Origin of the sequence: Bradyrhizobium sp. SPXBL-02, assembly GCF_051853065.1 — a bacterium.
Classification (GTDB): Bacteria; Pseudomonadota; Alphaproteobacteria; order Rhizobiales; family Xanthobacteraceae; genus Bradyrhizobium.
This window is the reverse complement of sequence record NZ_CP182474.1, coordinates 6,387,773-6,402,163: the sequence shown is the minus strand read 5'-3', so window position 1 is coordinate 6,402,163 and position 14,391 is coordinate 6,387,773. Positions and strand designations below refer to the sequence as shown.

The window sequence follows — 14,391 nt, the reverse complement described above, 5'->3', positions numbered from 1 at the left end:
CAATGCTCTGGTCAATTGGTAAGACCAATTTTCCAAAATTGGCAGGCCGCGGGTCCAAACGACCTCGCGAGACCTTTCGGGAGGACCAGCGTGCCGCTGGAAGCTGTGGAGGCGAGACGGCTCTATCGCCAGGTCGCCGATCAATTGCGAAGCCTGATCGACAGCGGCGAGTACGCGGTCGGCAGCCGCTTGCCGACCGAGCGCGAGCTCGCCGAGCAGCTCAAAGTGTCGAGGCCGACGGTGCGCGAAGCCTTGATTGCGCTCGAGGTCGAGGGCCGGCTGCGCATCCGCGTCGGGTCCGGCATCTATGTGTCCGAGCCCGCCGACGCCGTGCCGGCGCCATCAGCGGTTATCGAAGGCCCGTTCGAGCTGCTGCGTGCCCGCGAATTCCTCGAAAGCGCCATCGCAGAGCAAGCCGCGCGCGTGGCGACCAAAGACGACATCGACCGCATCGACGCCGCGCTCGTCGCGATGGAGAATGTCGACCATCCTGGCGAAGCCTCGATGGTTCATGACCGCGCCTTCCATATCGCCATTGCGGGATGTCTCGGCAACGCCGTGCTGGTGCGGGTTGTCGGCGAGTTGTTCGACCAGCGCCTCAATCCCTATTTCGCGCAGCTAGCGCATTATTTCGAGAACCCCACCACGTGGCGAACCGCGCTCGACGAGCACCGGGCCGTGCGCGACGCGATCGCTGCGCGCCGGCCGCTGACGGCCCATGACGCCATGCGCGATCACCTCGCGCATTCGCAGGAGCGCTTTGCACAGAATTTTGGTGCCGAGACATCAGCAGAAGCAGCGGCTGCACGGAAACGGGCGGCGCCGTCCGCGGTTCAGCCGGCGAAATCAAAACGACCGTCGACGAAACAGGCCAAGAGCGGCAGCTCGCGGCGGCGGTGAGATTGGGCGGCCCGCATCCGTGCCGGGGCGGGTCAACAAGAAGCAGACTTGAACGATGGAGGAAAAGTCGATGTTGAAGAAGATGACGATTACAGCAGTGATTTCCGCCGCCACGCTGTTGGCGGCGACCAGCCCGAGCCTGGCGCAGACCAAGCTCAAATGGGCCCACGTCTACGAGACCTCGGAGCCGTTCCACACGGCGTCGGTCTGGGCCGCCCAGGAGATCGCCAAGCGCACCAACGGGCGCTACCAGATCGAGGTCTATCCGGCCTCCCAGCTCGGCAAGGAAGCCGACATCAACCAGGGCCTGTCGCTCGGCTCGGTCGACATCATCATCTCCGGCTCGAGCTTCGCGGCCAAGAGTTTTGCGCCGATCGGCGTGACCTATTATCCCTACACCTTCCGCGATGCCGATCACCTGCTCGCCTACACCAAGAGCGACATCTTCAAGGAGCTCGCAAAGGGCTATGAGGACAAGAGCGGCCACCACATCGTCGCGGTGACCTATTACGGCGTGCGCCAGACCTCGTCGAACAAGCCGATCAAGACCTGTGCCGACATGAAGGGCCTGAAGATGCGCGTGCCCGATGTACCCGCCTATCTCGCCATGCCGCGCGCCTGCGGCGCCAACACCGCGCCGATCGCGTTCGCCGAAGTCTATCTCGCGCTCCAGAACGGCACCGTCGAGGCGCAGGAAAATCCGCTGACCACGATCGAGGCCAAGAAGTTCTACGAGGTGCAGAAGCACATCGTGCTGACCGGCCACATCGTCGATCACCTCAACACCGTGATCGCCGGCGCGCTGTGGAAGAAGCTCTCGGACGAGGACAAGAAGATCTTCACCGACGTGGCGCAGGAGGCAGCGGCCAAGGCCACAGGAGAGATCAAGCAAAACGAAACCAAGCTGGTCGCCTTCTTCAAGGACAAGGGCCTGACCGTGACCGAGGTCGACAAGAACGAGTTCCGCGACACCGTGCTGAAGAACGTCGCGTTCGAGACCTTCGGTTACCGCAAGGCGGATTGGGAGAAGATCCAGGCGGTGAAATAAGCCAGACCCTCATGGTGAGGAGCGCGAAGCGCGCTCCGGACGATGCTTCGCATCGCCGGGCGAACCATGAAGGCCCCGGTGCCACCTAGGTGTCGCCTGGGGCCATCCTTCGAGACGCTTGCTTCGCAAGCTCCTCAGGATGAGGAGCGGAGCGAGGTTACGCAGCAGAACTCGTTCGAGGTTCCGGGTTCGACGCTGACGCGTCGCCCCGGAACGACGTGAGAGAGGTTTGAGAGGTACCCATGTCCACCGCCGAAATCCACCGGCAGATCACCGCGGACGAGATCGCCCATACCTTCGAGGAGGAGGCGACGCCGAAGGTCGATCTCGGCGTCTACGCGTTCGAGGACTGGGTCGCGCTGGCGATCTTCTGGGTGATGGCGCTTGCCGTCTTCCTGCAATTCTTCACCCGCTACGTCCTCAACGACAGCTATGCCTGGACCGAGGAGATCGCGACCTATTGCCTGATCGGCGTGGTCTTCATCGGCTCGTCGATGTGCGTGCGGCTGTCGCGGCACATCCAGGTCGACCTCGTCTATCGCTACCTGCCGCATGCCGTAGGGCGTGTGCTGTCGACGGCGATCGACCTGATCCGGATCGCCTTCTTCGGCTACGCCATCAAGCTGGTCTGGGTCTACATCAAGATCATCGGCGACGAGCAGATGACCACGATCAATCTTCCCAAGGACTACGTCTATTACGCCGTGCTGCTCGGCTTCGTGCTGATGTTCGCACGCTCCGCGCAGGTGGCACTCCAGAACTGGCGGCAGGGCTACTCGGTCCTCGAACGTCCCGGTGCCTACGACGGATCGGAAGGATAAGACCATGCTGCTGTTGCTCGGAGGCTTTCTCCTTCTGATGCTGCTCGGCGTTCCCGTGGCGATCGCCATGGCCGCGTCGTCGCTGCTCTACATCCTGGTCAGTGGCGTGACGCCCGACGTCACGCTGGCGCAGCGCATGATCGCCGGCGTGGAGAGTTTTCCTTTGCTCGCCGTGCCGTTCTTCATCCTGGCCGGCAATCTCATGAACATCGCCGGCGTGACCGGGCGCATCTACAAATTCGCCGTCGCGCTGGTCGGGTGGATGCGCGGCGGCCTCGGCCACGTCAACATCATCGGCTCGGTGATCTTCTCCGGCATGTCCGGCACCGCGATCGCGGATGCTGCCGGCCTCGGCACCATCGAGATCAAGGCGATGAAGGACCACGGCTACTCCACCGAGTTCTCGGTCGGCGTCACCGCGGCCTCGGCGACGCTCGGGCCGATCATTCCGCCCTCGCTGCCCTTCGTGATCTACGGCATGATGGCGAACGTCTCGATCGGCGCGCTTTTCCTTGGCGGCGTCATCCCCGGCATCGTCATGACGCTGCTGATGATGGCGACCGTCACCTATTTCGCGCACAAGAACAAATGGGGCAGTGATACGCCGTTCTCCTGGCCGCAGCTCGGTTCGGCCGGTCTCGAGATCGCCATCGTACTCGCTTTCCCGCTCGCAATCTGGCTGATGGTCGTTGCCGGCATGTCGGTGAACATGGCGGTCGTCATCGGCCTCGGCACGCTGCTCCTGATCGACTGGTATTTCGACTTCTCCGCGGTGATGGCGCTGATGGCGCCCGTGATCCTGATCGGCGGCATGACGCTCGGCTGGTTCACGCCGACGGAAGCCGCGGTCGCGGCGGTGATCTGGTCGCTGTTCCTCGGCCTCATCCGCTATCGCACCATGACCCTGAAGACGGTGGCGAAGGCGACCTTCGACACCATCGAGACCACGGCTTCGGTGCTGTTCATCGTCACCGCGGCCTCGATCTTCGCCTGGCTGCTCACGGTATCGCAGGCGGCGCAGATGCTCTCGGACTGGATGCTCAGCATCACCCACAACAAATGGGTGTTCCTGGCGCTCGCCAATGTGCTGATCCTGTTCGTGGGATGCTTCATCGACACCACGGCGGCGATCACCATCCTGGTGCCGATCCTGCTGCCGATCGTGCTCAAGCTCGGCATCGACCCGATCCATTTCGGCCTGATCATGACGCTGAACCTGATGATCGGTCTGTTGCATCCGCCGCTCGGCATGGTGCTGTTCGTGCTCGCCCGCGTCGCAAAGCTCTCGGTCGAGCGCACGACGGTGGCGATCCTGCCCTGGCTGGTGCCGTTGCTGCTCGCGCTGATCGCGATCACCTACATTCCCGACCTGACCCTCTGGCTGCCAAAATACATGGGACTCTCCAAATGACCTCGACTGCTCTCGCCGCGACCCTGTTCGGCCCCGAAGACCTGCGCATGATCGAGCATCCGCTCGACAAGCTCGCGGACGGCATGGTGCGCATCCGCTTCGGTGCCGGCGGCATCTGCGGCTCGGACATGCACTATTTCCGCCATGCCCGCACCGGCGACTTCGTGGTGAAGTCGCCGCTGGTGCTGGGACATGAGATCTCGGGCGAGGTCGTGGAGATCTCCGGTACCGCCGCCAATCTGAAGGTCGGCGACCGCGTTGCCGTCAATCCGTCACGCTGGTGCGGCCATTGCGTCGCCTGCCGCGAGGGCCGGCCGAACCTGTGCGAGAACATCTACTTCATGGGCTCGGCCTCGAAGACGCCGCACATGCAGGGCGGCTTCGCCAATTACTTCGACGCGATCCCCGCGCAGTGCGTGAAGATCCCCGATCACGTCTCCTACCAGGCCGCGGCGCTGGCCGAGCCGCTCGCGGTCTGCCTGCACGCGGTCGCGCGCGCCGGCAAGATCGAGGGCAAGCGCGGCATCATCTTCGGCGCCGGCCCGATCGGACTTCTAACCATGCTCGCGGCGCACCGTGCCGGCATGGCTGACATCACGGTCGCCGACATCGCGCCGGCGCCGCTGGCCTTTGCGACCAAGCTCGGCGCCTCGCATGTCGAGAACGTGTCGGGCGGTGAAGAGGGCCTGAAGGCACAGGCTGCCGCGCGTCCTTACGACGTCGCCTTCGAGGTCTCGGGCACGGCCGCGGGCCTTGCCAGCGCGATTCACATCGTCAGGCGCGGCGGCGTCGTGGTGCAGATCGGCAATCTGCCGGGAGGCCAGATCCCGACACCGTCGAATGCCGTGATGGCCAAGGAGATCGACCTGCGCGGCTCGTTCCGCTTCGGCTTCGAGTTCATGAATGCGGTGGAACTGATCGGCAACGGCAGCGTCGATGTGCTGTCGCTGGTCACCGCCGAGCGGCCGCTCTCGACCGCGCCCGATGCGCTGCGGCTGGCGCTCGACCGCTCGCAGAGCGTCAAGGTCGTGCTGACTGCGAACTGATGGGAGGCAGCCTATGATGCTGGAGGGATGGCGCTGGTACGGGCCCGATGATCCGGTCTCGCTCGACGACGTCAGGCAGGCCGGCGCGAGCGATATCGTCTCGGCGCTGCATCAGGTGCCGATCGGGGAGGCCTGGACGCGCAAGGCGGTCGAGGAGCGCAAGAACTTCATTGAGAACGGCCAGCCCGGCCGTTCTCAATTGACTTGGTCGGTGGTGGAATCGATTCCGATCCCCGACGACGTCAAGCGCCTTGGCGGAAAAGCGACGAAGTCGATTGAGGCCTGGATCGCGAGCCTGGAGGCGGTGGCGGCCAGCGGCATCAAGATCATCTGCTACAACTTCATGCCCGTGGTGGACTGGTGCCGCACCGATCTGGAATGGGAGCTGCCGAACGGCGCCCGTGCCATGCGCTTCGACCAGGACCGCTTTGCCGCGTTCGAGCTGCACATCCTGAAGCGCCCGGCCGCCGTACAGGAATATTCGCCGGAACAACAGGCGCGCGCGAAGAAATTGTTCGAGCAGATGAGCCAGGCGGATATCGACTATCTCGTCATGGTCATCGCCAGCGCGCTGCCGGGCTCGACCACCGAGCCGATGACCATCCCGCAATTCCGCGATCGGCTGGACACCTACCGCGACATCACGCCTGAGATCCTGCGGCAGCACCTTGCGGAATTCCTCGCGCGCGTGACGCCGGTGGCCGAGCAGCTCGGCGTGTCGCTGACGCTGCACCCGGACGATCCGCCGCGACCGCTGTTCGGCCTGCCGCGCATTGCTTCCAGCGCCGACGACTATCAGGCGCTGTTCGACGCCGTGCCGTCCAAGGCGAACGGCATCTGCTTCTGCACCGGCTCCCTCGGCGTACGCGCGGAGAACAATCTGCCAGAAATGGCCGAGCGCTTCGGCCCACGCGTCGCGTTCGCCCATCTGCGCGCGACCAAGCGCGAGGCGGACGGGTTGTCGTTCTACGAGTCCGACCATCTCGACGGCGACGTCGACATGATCGCGGTGCTTAAGGCGCTATTGAAGGAGAACGCACGGCGCGCACCGGACAAGAGAATCGTGTTCCGGCCCGACCACGGCCACCGCATGCTCGACGATCTCGCCGCCACCAAGCGCACCAACCCCGGCTACACCGCCATCGGCCGCCTGCGCGGCCTCGCCGAGCTACGTGGTGCGATCAGGGCGATCGAGCATCGGTAGGGGCGGAATTCGAGCGCAGCTCTATCCACATCGTCATTGCGAGCGCAGCGAAGCAATCCAGAATCCCTCCGCGGAAAGACTCTGGATTGCTTCGCTGCGCTCGCAATGACGTGGAGAGAGCGGGGCTTCACCGCGACGCCACCTGCTCAGTAACACGCCGCCATGGCGCCGAGCTTCGGATAGAGCCGGTCGATCGCGGCGATCTCGCTTTTCATCTGCGCAATGATCCAGTCGCGGATCTCGGCGGCGATGGGACGCATGATCCGGTTGCGCGGCGGCAGGAATTCGCAGATGCGGCGCGTGGTGGTCAGCGTGTCGGAGGCCGGCACCAGCGCGCCGGTGAGCAGCCAGTGCGAGGCGACCGTCAGCCAGCCGAGCGCGATGCCCTGGCCGAGCAGCGCGGCCTGCACCACGACTGCATAGTCGGTGAAGCTCAACGCCTTGGCCGCGCCGCGTCGTCCGGTGAGGAGCGATGCGTAATCCGCGGCCCAGTCGCCCGGCGTCTCGGCGAGGCGGATGATGGTGTTGCCCTCGGCGGGATCAGTCTCGCCGAGATAGCCGGGGCTGCACATCGGCAGCATCACTTCCTTCATCACCAGCGTGCCGCCGGATGACGGCTCGTCGCGGTCGCGGAAGCGCATGCCGAGATCGACATTCTCCACCGGCCCGCGCAGCGCGCCGGAGATCAGCTGGAAGCGCAGATCCACTTGCGGAAACTGCTTCTGCAGCTTGTCGATGCGCGGCATCAGCCAATGCGTGGTGAAGGCGGAGGAGACCGACAGCGTCACCGTCTCGGTGCCCTTGCGGCGCCGCTCGATCTCGACGAGCCCGCTCTCGATGCTGCGAAAGCCTTCGAGCACGCGGCGATAGAGCAGCTCGCCTTCCTCGGTGAGCACCGCGCGGCCCGCCTTGCGATCGAACAGGCGGACGCCGAGATGCTCCTCGAACTGGCCGAGCATCCGGCTCACCGCCGGCTGCGTCACGTTCAATTCGGCCGCCGCCGCCGTGAAGCTGCCATTGCGCGCCGCCGCGTCGAACACGAACAGGGCGTTACTGGACGGCAGCATGCGGCGGAGCTCTGGCATAACGTCATGTTATGAGCGCGGTGAGAATTTGGCAATTGCCGAGTTTTGGCAAGTCTGGTGTCATGAGCATGACAGCCTAAACACAGGGGCTTCGGGAGAAGGTTTGGTGCAGCGCACGCTTAGGCCGTGAGTGCTCCAAAGCCCTGTCTATAAAGCAGCCTTATGGCGCGCAGTGAGGCACGCCAGCGCAGGGACATCGCGAGGTCGATCGTTGGACAAGCGAGCGGAAAGCGTCGAGATCAGGTCCGCCAGCAAGGCCTATGGCGCCGTTCGCGCCCTCGACGACGTTTCGCTCAATGTCAGCGCCGGTGAATTCGTCTCGCTGCTGGGCCCCTCCGGCTCCGGCAAGACCACGCTGCTCGGCATTTTGGGCGGCTTCATCCTGCCGACCTCAGGCACGATTCTGTTCGGGGGCCGTGACGTCACCTATATGCCGCCGCACAAGCGCGACATCGGCGTGGTGTTCCAGAACTATGCGCTGTTTCCGCATATGAGCGTCGGCGAGAACGTCGCCTTTCCCTTGCGCGCGCGACGCCTGCCGAAATCCGTCTGGCCGGACAAGGTGCGCGCAGCGCTCAGCATGGTCGGCCTTGCCGGCTATGAAGAGCGCGGCATCGCGCAGCTCTCCGGCGGTCAGCGTCAGCGCGTGGCCCTCGCACGCGCCATGATCTTCGAGCCGCGCCTGATCCTGATGGATGAGCCGCTCTCGGCGCTCGACAAGCAGCTGCGCGAATCCATGCAGATCGAGCTGCGCGCGTTGCACAAGCGCATCCAGGCGACCATCATCTACGTCACCCATGACCAGCGCGAGGCGCTGACCATGAGCGACCGCGTCGCCGTCATGAAGGACGGCCGGCTGGTTCAGATCGACGCGCCGGCGCGGCTGCACGATCATCCCGCCGATTCCTTCGTCGCCAGCTTTATCGGCGAAGCCACGATGCTGCCGGTCCGCCGCGTCGATGCTTGCAGCGTCGCACTCGGCAATGCCCTGCTGCGCAGCGCGCGCGCCATTCCCGATGGCGATGCCCTGATGCTGGCCGTGCACAGCGAGAAGCTGCTGATCGACGACGGCGCGCAGGATGAGGCCTGCAACCGGCTGACCGGAACGGTCACCGACATCGTCTATCAGGGCGAGAGCTTGCGCATTTTCCTCGCGCTCGCCGATGGCATCGCGCTCAGCCTGCGCCAGCCGAGCTATCACCAGGCCTATCACCGCATTCCGCCCCTCGGCGGCAATCTCACCGTCACGCTCCACCCCGAGGACACGATCGTCGTGCCCCGGGCAACCTGAGAGAAGAAGACCATGTCGACCCAAGCCGCGTTCAGCAATTTCAAGGTTCTCACCTTCGATGTCGTCGGCACCTTGATTGATTTCGAAACCGGCGTGCTCGAAGCCGTGCGCAAGATCGGAGGCAGGAAGGCAGCCGAGCTCAGCGACGAGCAGATTTTCGAGCCCTACAAGCGGGGCCGCGACAAGCACTACGAGCGCTCCAGCGAAGTGATGTTCCACGTCTATCGCCATCTTGCCACCGAGCTAGGTTTGCCCTCTGACGACGCATCCTGCGACGTGTTCCAGCTTTCGGTGCTGCGCTGGGGGCCATTCCCGGATTCGGTGGAAGCGCTCAGGCGGCTGCGCACGAAGTTCCGCCTGGTCGCGATGACCAATGCCGACCGCGTCGCGCTGTCGTGCTACGCGCATGCGCTCGGAAATCCCTTCGATGACACGGTCTGTGCCGACGACACCGGTGTTGCCAAGCCCAATCCGGAATTCTTCGCCTACAACAAGGGCCGCCAGTCGGCGTTCGGCTACAAGCAGTCGGATATCCTGCATGTCGCGCAGAGCCAGTATCACGACATCGGGATCGCGCGGAAGCTCGGCTACAAGGTGTGCTGGATCGAGCGCCGCCAGGGCATTGCCGGCTTCGGCGGCACGCCGGCGGTGGAGACGCTGACCAAGCCGGACTTCCATTTCCCGACGCTGAAGGCGCTCGCCGACGCCGCGATCGGCCCGGCGGCGTAACGGAGGGCTGTGGCATGACACGGGACTGGCGCGCGCTGCCATCGGTCAATTCGCTGTGGGAAGCCACGGCGGATCCGGCGCGCGACTATCCCGTGCTGTCGGGCGAGAGCCAAGCCGATGTGGTGATCATCGGTGCCGGCTATACCGGCCTCTCCGCCGCGCACCACATCGCCAAGAGCGGGCTCAGCCCCGTCGTGCTCGAGGCCAACCGTCCCGGCTGGGGCGCGAGCGGGCGCAATGGCGGCGTGATCACGGCAAAGTTCCGCCTCTCGTTCCGCGAAATCGATGCCGTGCATGGCCGCGCCATGGCGCGGCGCATGTACGAGATCGCCCATGAATCGACCGACATGGTCGAGGAGCTCGTCTCCGAATTCGGCATCACCAGCGCGAACCTTGTGCGCACCGGCCAGGTCAAGGCTGCGCACAACGAGACGACGCTCCGGGCCGCGATTGACGAAGCCAACTGGATGACGCGCGAGATGGGCTCGGCCGCGGCTCGCATCCTCGACAAAGGCCAGGTGCGCGAGGAGACCGGCTCCGACATCTTCGTCGGCGGCGTGCTCAATCCCGGCTCGGGCGGCATTCATCCGCTGAACTATTTGCGCGGCCTCGCCGATGGCGTCGCGCGCCGCGGCGTTGCAATCTTCCAGGGATCGCCGGTCACAACGCTTCGAAGGGAAGGCGACGGCATCGTCGCCGAGACCCCGCAAGGCGCGGTGCGCGCCAAGCAGGCGATCATTGCCACCAACAGCTATTCGGACCTGACCAGTGCCACCGCGCATCTGCAGCGCACGCTAATTCCCTTCCGCAGCGCCATAGTCGCAACCGAGCGGCTCCCCGGCAATCTCGCGGGAAAATTGATGCCGACCGGGCGCACCTACACCGAGACCAAGCGCATGATGCGCTGGTTCCGCATGGTCGACAACCGTGTGATCTTCGGCGGCCGCGGCGCCTTCGGCAAGCAGGACTCGCAAGCCGCGTTCGACGCCTTGCGCAAGGCGATGGTCGGCATCTTCCCCGATCTCGCCGATGTCCCGCTCGCATACAAATGGTCGGGGCTGGTCGCGATGACGCTGGACTCGGTGCCGCATATCGGTCGGCTCGACGACCGCACGCTGTTCGCGGTGGGTTACAACGGCGCCGGCGTTGCGATGTCGAGCCTGATGGGCCGCTATCTCGCCGCCTTCGTGCGCGGCGAGACGCCCGACGTCGGCCTGCTCGACATCAGGCGCATGAAGGCGATCCCGTTCTATCCGCTGCGCGAGCCCGCCGTGCGCATGGTCGCCGGTTGGTACCAGTTTCTCGACGCGATCGGTCAGTGAGCTCTATTTGGAGGAGGTGAGGATGACGATGAAGCAGAAATTCGGATTGGGCTGCGCGCTGCTGGGCGCAATCGGGTTGACCAGTGCGGCTGATGCCGCCGAGCAGATCACCTTCGTCTCGCAAGGCGGCGCCTATCAGCAGGCACAGACGGTGGCGATCCTCGATCCCTCCGCCAAGAAGCTCGGCATCACCATCAACCAGGACTCCATTCCCGACGCCTGGCCCGCGATCAAGACGCAAGTCGGCAGCGGCAAGCCGATCTGGGACGTCGTCGACACCCCGACCGGCAACTGCCTGCGCGGCGGCGAGCAGGGGCTGATCGAGAAGCTCGACTTTTCGAAGATTCCAAACGGCGCGGCGATGCCGGAGGCCTATCGCAGTCCCTATTCGGTGTCCTACGAGTTCTATTCCAGCGTGCTGGCCTACAGCCAGAAAGCCTTCCCGAAGGACGCGCCGAACAGCTGGGCCGATTTCTGGGACGTCAAGAAATTCCCCGGCCGCCGCGCGCTGCGCAACCACCCGTTCGCGACGCTCGAGGCGGCGCTGATGGCCGATGGCGTCGCGTCCGACAAGCTCTATCCGCTCGATGTCGACCGCGCCTTCAAGAAGCTGGAAGAGATCAAGCCGCACATCACGGTGTGGTGGACCTCGGGCGCGCAGTCGGCGCAGCTGCTCAATGACGGCGAGGTCGACATGGAGATGGCCTGGAACGGTCGGGTCAGCGCGGTGGCCAAGGAGGGCGCGAAGGTCACCTTCACCTACAATCAGGGCATTTTGCAGAGCACCTCGCTCTGCATCCTCAAGGGCGCGCCGAATCTGGAAACCGCGGTGAAGTTCCTCAACGCGGCGGTCGATCCCGTGCACCAGGCCAATCTGCCGCTGCACATCGATTATGGCCCGGGCAATCCCAAGGCGTTCGAGACGGGCGTGATCAAGGCGGAGCGCGCTGCGCAATTGCCGAGCGAGCCGGCGAATGCGGCCAAGCAGGCGCTGATGTCCTACGCCTGGTGGTCCTCGTCCGCGGGCGAAGCCGCCGAGAAGCGCTGGGCGTCCTTCATGCAAAAGTAGGCGAGGCCAGCGTTGACGACATCCGTGCCAGATCCCTCCCAAAAGCATCAGCGCCGCGAGCACGGCCTGATGCTGGCATTGGTGTCGCCGGCGCTGCTGGTGATCCTTGCCCTGATCGTGCTGCCAGTCGGTTGGCTCGCCTGGCAGTCGATCTATCATGACGGCTTCACGCTGGAGAACTATCGCCGCGTCTTCACCGAAGATGTCTACTGGCGCAGCTTTGCACTGACGTTCGAGATCAGCCTCGCGGTCACGGCAATCGCGCTGCTGCTGGGCTATCCCGTGGCCTACCTCGCCAATTCGGTGCCGAAAGGGTGGAGCATCCTGATCCTGTCGCTGGTCGTGCTGCCGTTCTGGACCAGCGTGCTGGTGCGCGCCTATGCCTGGCTGGCGCTGCTCCAGCGCAGCGGCGTGATCAACCAGTTCCTGCGCTATCTCGATGTGATCTCCGAGCCGCTCGCGCTGGTCCACAACACGTTCGGCACGGTTGTCGCGACCGTGCACATCCTGCTGCCGTTCATGGTGCTGCCGCTCTATGCCACCATGCAGAAGATCCCGAACGATCTCATGCAGGCCGGCGCCAGCCTGGGCGCGAGCCCCTCGCTCACTTTCATGCGCGTGTTCCTGCCGCTGTCGCTGCCGGGTGTGCTTGCCGGCTGCACCATGGTGTTCGTGCTCTGCCTCGGCTTCTACATCACGCCGGAACTGCTCGGCGGCGGCCGCACCGTGATGGTGTCGATGCTGGTGAGCCGCAACGTCGAGCTCTACAACCAATTCGGCGCGGCCAGCGCGGTCGCTGTCGTGCTGCTAATCAGTGTGGTCGCGATCTTCTTCATTGTAAGCCGCTTCGTCTCGCTCGACCGCGTGTTGGGGCAGAAATGATGCGCGCCTCGCCCGCACGGATCGTCCTGTATGTGATCAGTTTGCTGGTGCTGGTCTATCTGATCCTTCCCGTTCTGATCATCGCGCCGATCTCGTTCTCCAGCGCGCGCTTCCTGACCTTTCCGCCGCCGTCCTTCTCGCTGCGCTGGTACCAGCAATATTTCTCAAATCCCGCCTGGATGCAGGCGACGCGGGTGACGCTGACGGTTGCGCTCCTCACCGTCGTGATCGCGACCCCGTTCGGGGTGGCCGCCGCCTATGCCATCAGCCAGTCGAAGCTGCGGATCATGCGTCTCATCCACATGGCGCTGCTGCTGCCGCTCGTGGTTCCGATCATCATCACCGCGGTCGGCATCTTCTTCGTCTATGCCAAGGTCGGCCTGGTCGCGACCATGCCCGGCCTCGTGCTGGCCAACGTGATGCTGGGCCTGCCTTATGTCGTGATTTCGGTGCTTGCGGGTCTGCAGAGCTTCGATCCCGCGCAAGAGATGGTGGCGCGCAGCCTCGGCATGAACCGCCTGCGCAGCTTCTTCGCGGTGACGCTGCCGCAGATCAAGTCCAGCGTGGTCGCCGGCGGAATCTTCGCCTTCATCTCGGCGATGGACGAGACCATCGTCGCGCTGTTCATCTCCGGCGGCCAGTATCAGCCGCTGACCAAGCGCATGTTCACCGCGCTGCGCGACGAGATCGATCCGACCATCGCCGCGATCTCGACCTTGATGACGGCGGCCTCGTTCATGCTGGTGCTGCTGGCGAGCGCGCGGCAGAAGCGGAGCGGGTGAGGATAGCCCACCTTCCAGGGACCTCGATCCCGGAACGGGGCTGAAGAGGGATCAAATTCACCCGATCGCGAAATCGGCGGCCGTTTCCGCGTGAATGGCCGTGGTGTCGAACGTCTCGACAGACGTGTCGTCCGGGCCGACCAGCATGGTGATCTCGGTGCAGCCGAGAATGATGCACTCGGCTCCGCCGGCGACGAGGGCCGCCATCACCTCCTGGTAGCGGCGGCGCGAGGGCGCGGCGACGTTCCCGAGGCACAGCTCGTCGTAGATGATGCGGTTCACCTCCGCGCGCTCGTCCGCGGGAGGGACCATGACGTCGAGATCATGCGCGCGCAATCGATCGATGTAGAAATCTTCCTCCATCGTGAACCTGGTGCCGAGCAACCCGACCCGCCGATATCCCTTGGCCCGGATCCGCTCGGCCGTCGCGTCGCCGATGTGGATGAACGGAACGCTCACGCTGGATATGATCTCGGGCGCCAGTTTGTGCATCGTGTTCGTGCACAGCACGATCGCCCGCGCGCCGGCACTTTCGAGCAGGCGCGCGACCTCAGCGAGGCTGGTCGCCGCCTCCTGCCAGCGGCCGGCATATTGCATCTGCTTGATCTCCTCGAAATCGTAGGAATACATCAAGAGCGGGGCCGAATGCAGCTTGCCGATGCGGTCGCGGACCCGCTCGTTGATGAGCTTGTAGTAAAGTACGGTGCTCTCCCAGCTCATGCCTCCGATCAGGCCGATGGTTTGCATTCCGGTGCTCCCGACGATTTGGATCGCCGGATCGTAGACGAAGATCTCGAAGCT

At 64.5% G+C, this 14,391-nt stretch carries 14 protein-coding genes; 12 read left to right on the top strand and 2 right to left on the bottom strand.

From position 1 onward, the window contains the following. Positions 1 to 90 precede the first annotated feature (90 nt). The 6 genes from ACNJYD_RS29875 (at position 91) to uxuA (ending at position 6,430) form a co-directional block, all read left to right on the top strand. Entirely contained in the window at positions 91 to 900 is an 810-nt protein-coding gene (locus ACNJYD_RS29875; protein WP_439364128.1) for a FadR/GntR family transcriptional regulator, read from the top strand. An 82-nt stretch (positions 901 to 982) separates the two neighbouring features. Beyond that, entirely contained in the window at positions 983 to 1,948 is a 966-nt protein-coding gene (locus ACNJYD_RS29870) for a sialic acid TRAP transporter substrate-binding protein SiaP (RefSeq protein ID WP_439367531.1), read from the top strand. Between the two features lie 242 nt (positions 1,949 to 2,190). Continuing rightward, positions 2,191 to 2,769, top strand: coding sequence for a TRAP transporter small permease (locus ACNJYD_RS29865; protein ID WP_172786925.1), 579 nt, complete (start codon positions 2,191 to 2,193; stop codon positions 2,767 to 2,769). A gap of 4 nt (positions 2,770 to 2,773) precedes the next feature. After that, complete coding sequence (locus tag ACNJYD_RS29860) at positions 2,774 to 4,180, top strand: TRAP transporter large permease (protein WP_172786924.1); 1,407 nt, start codon at positions 2,774 to 2,776, stop codon at positions 4,178 to 4,180. After that, the gene (locus tag ACNJYD_RS29855; protein WP_439364127.1) at positions 4,177 to 5,226 is read left to right on the top strand and encodes an L-idonate 5-dehydrogenase; all 1,050 of its coding nucleotides are present in this window, start codon (positions 4,177 to 4,179) and stop codon (positions 5,224 to 5,226) included. The genes ACNJYD_RS29860 and ACNJYD_RS29855 overlap by 4 nt, the downstream gene beginning before the upstream one ends. Before the next feature lie 13 nt (positions 5,227 to 5,239). After that, positions 5,240 to 6,430 (top strand): mannonate dehydratase, encoded by a 1,191-nt coding sequence (gene uxuA, locus ACNJYD_RS29850; RefSeq protein WP_212254464.1) that lies wholly within the window; start codon positions 5,240 to 5,242, stop codon positions 6,428 to 6,430. Positions 6,431 to 6,576: 146 nt separating this feature from the next. Here uxuA and ACNJYD_RS29845 read toward each other — a convergent pair whose 3' ends face one another. Then, positions 6,577 to 7,515: a LysR family transcriptional regulator gene (locus ACNJYD_RS29845; protein ID WP_172786921.1), complete on the bottom strand. Its 939-nt coding sequence runs from the start codon at positions 7,513 to 7,515 to the stop codon at positions 6,577 to 6,579. A gap of 211 nt (positions 7,516 to 7,726) precedes the next feature. On the opposite strand from ACNJYD_RS29845, the gene ACNJYD_RS29840 reads away from it, so the two are divergent. The 6 genes from ACNJYD_RS29840 (at position 7,727) to ACNJYD_RS29815 (ending at position 13,590) form a co-directional block, all read left to right on the top strand. After that, positions 7,727 to 8,806 (top strand): ABC transporter ATP-binding protein, encoded by a 1,080-nt coding sequence (locus ACNJYD_RS29840; protein WP_172786920.1) that lies wholly within the window; start codon positions 7,727 to 7,729, stop codon positions 8,804 to 8,806. Positions 8,807 to 8,818: 12 nt separating this feature from the next. Continuing rightward, on the top strand, positions 8,819 to 9,535 hold the full coding sequence (locus ACNJYD_RS29835) for an HAD family hydrolase (RefSeq protein ID WP_439364126.1): 717 nt from the start codon (positions 8,819 to 8,821) through the stop codon (positions 9,533 to 9,535). A gap of 14 nt (positions 9,536 to 9,549) precedes the next feature. Continuing rightward, entirely contained in the window at positions 9,550 to 10,857 is a 1,308-nt protein-coding gene (locus ACNJYD_RS29830) for an NAD(P)/FAD-dependent oxidoreductase (protein WP_439364125.1), read from the top strand. A 22-nt stretch (positions 10,858 to 10,879) separates the two neighbouring features. Next, positions 10,880 to 11,926, top strand: a complete 1,047-nt coding sequence (locus ACNJYD_RS29825) for an ABC transporter substrate-binding protein (RefSeq protein ID WP_439364124.1) — start codon at positions 10,880 to 10,882, stop codon at positions 11,924 to 11,926. A gap of 69 nt (positions 11,927 to 11,995) precedes the next feature. After that, positions 11,996 to 12,808 (top strand): ABC transporter permease, encoded by an 813-nt coding sequence (locus tag ACNJYD_RS29820; protein ID WP_172786997.1) that lies wholly within the window; start codon positions 11,996 to 11,998, stop codon positions 12,806 to 12,808. After that, complete coding sequence (locus ACNJYD_RS29815; RefSeq protein WP_172786916.1) at positions 12,805 to 13,590, top strand: ABC transporter permease; 786 nt, start codon at positions 12,805 to 12,807, stop codon at positions 13,588 to 13,590. The genes ACNJYD_RS29820 and ACNJYD_RS29815 overlap by 4 nt, the downstream gene beginning before the upstream one ends. 57 nt (positions 13,591 to 13,647) lie before the next feature. Here ACNJYD_RS29815 and ACNJYD_RS29810 read toward each other — a convergent pair whose 3' ends face one another. Next, complete coding sequence (locus ACNJYD_RS29810; protein WP_439367530.1) at positions 13,648 to 14,337, bottom strand: aspartate/glutamate racemase family protein; 690 nt, start codon at positions 14,335 to 14,337, stop codon at positions 13,648 to 13,650. Between the last annotated feature and the right edge of the window lie 54 nt (positions 14,338 to 14,391).

Excerpts from the sequence above, each read along its gene's own strand:
- ACNJYD_RS29855 (WP_439364127.1), top strand. The coding sequence starts at position 4,177 with ATGACCTCGACTGCTCTCGCCGCGACCCTGTTCGGCCCCGAAGACCTG.
- uxuA (WP_212254464.1), top strand. The coding sequence starts at position 5,240 with ATGATGCTGGAGGGATGGCGCTGGTACGGGCCCGATGATCCGGTCTCG.
- ACNJYD_RS29820 (WP_172786997.1), top strand. The coding sequence starts at position 11,996 with ATGCTGGCATTGGTGTCGCCGGCGCTGCTGGTGATCCTTGCCCTGATC.
- ACNJYD_RS29830 (WP_439364125.1), top strand. The coding sequence starts at position 9,550 with ATGACACGGGACTGGCGCGCGCTGCCATCGGTCAATTCGCTGTGGGAA.
- ACNJYD_RS29845 (WP_172786921.1), bottom strand. The coding sequence starts at position 7,515 with ATGCCAGAGCTCCGCCGCATGCTGCCGTCCAGTAACGCCCTGTTCGTG.
- ACNJYD_RS29815 (WP_172786916.1), top strand. The coding sequence starts at position 12,805 with ATGATGCGCGCCTCGCCCGCACGGATCGTCCTGTATGTGATCAGTTTG.
- ACNJYD_RS29835 (WP_439364126.1), top strand. The coding sequence starts at position 8,819 with ATGTCGACCCAAGCCGCGTTCAGCAATTTCAAGGTTCTCACCTTCGAT.
- ACNJYD_RS29865 (WP_172786925.1), top strand. The coding sequence starts at position 2,191 with ATGTCCACCGCCGAAATCCACCGGCAGATCACCGCGGACGAGATCGCC.
- ACNJYD_RS29825 (WP_439364124.1), top strand. The coding sequence starts at position 10,880 with ATGACGATGAAGCAGAAATTCGGATTGGGCTGCGCGCTGCTGGGCGCA.
- ACNJYD_RS29870 (WP_439367531.1), top strand. The coding sequence starts at position 983 with ATGACGATTACAGCAGTGATTTCCGCCGCCACGCTGTTGGCGGCGACC.
- ACNJYD_RS29860 (WP_172786924.1), top strand. The coding sequence starts at position 2,774 with ATGCTGCTGTTGCTCGGAGGCTTTCTCCTTCTGATGCTGCTCGGCGTT.
- ACNJYD_RS29810 (WP_439367530.1), bottom strand. The coding sequence starts at position 14,337 with ATGCAAACCATCGGCCTGATCGGAGGCATGAGCTGGGAGAGCACCGTA.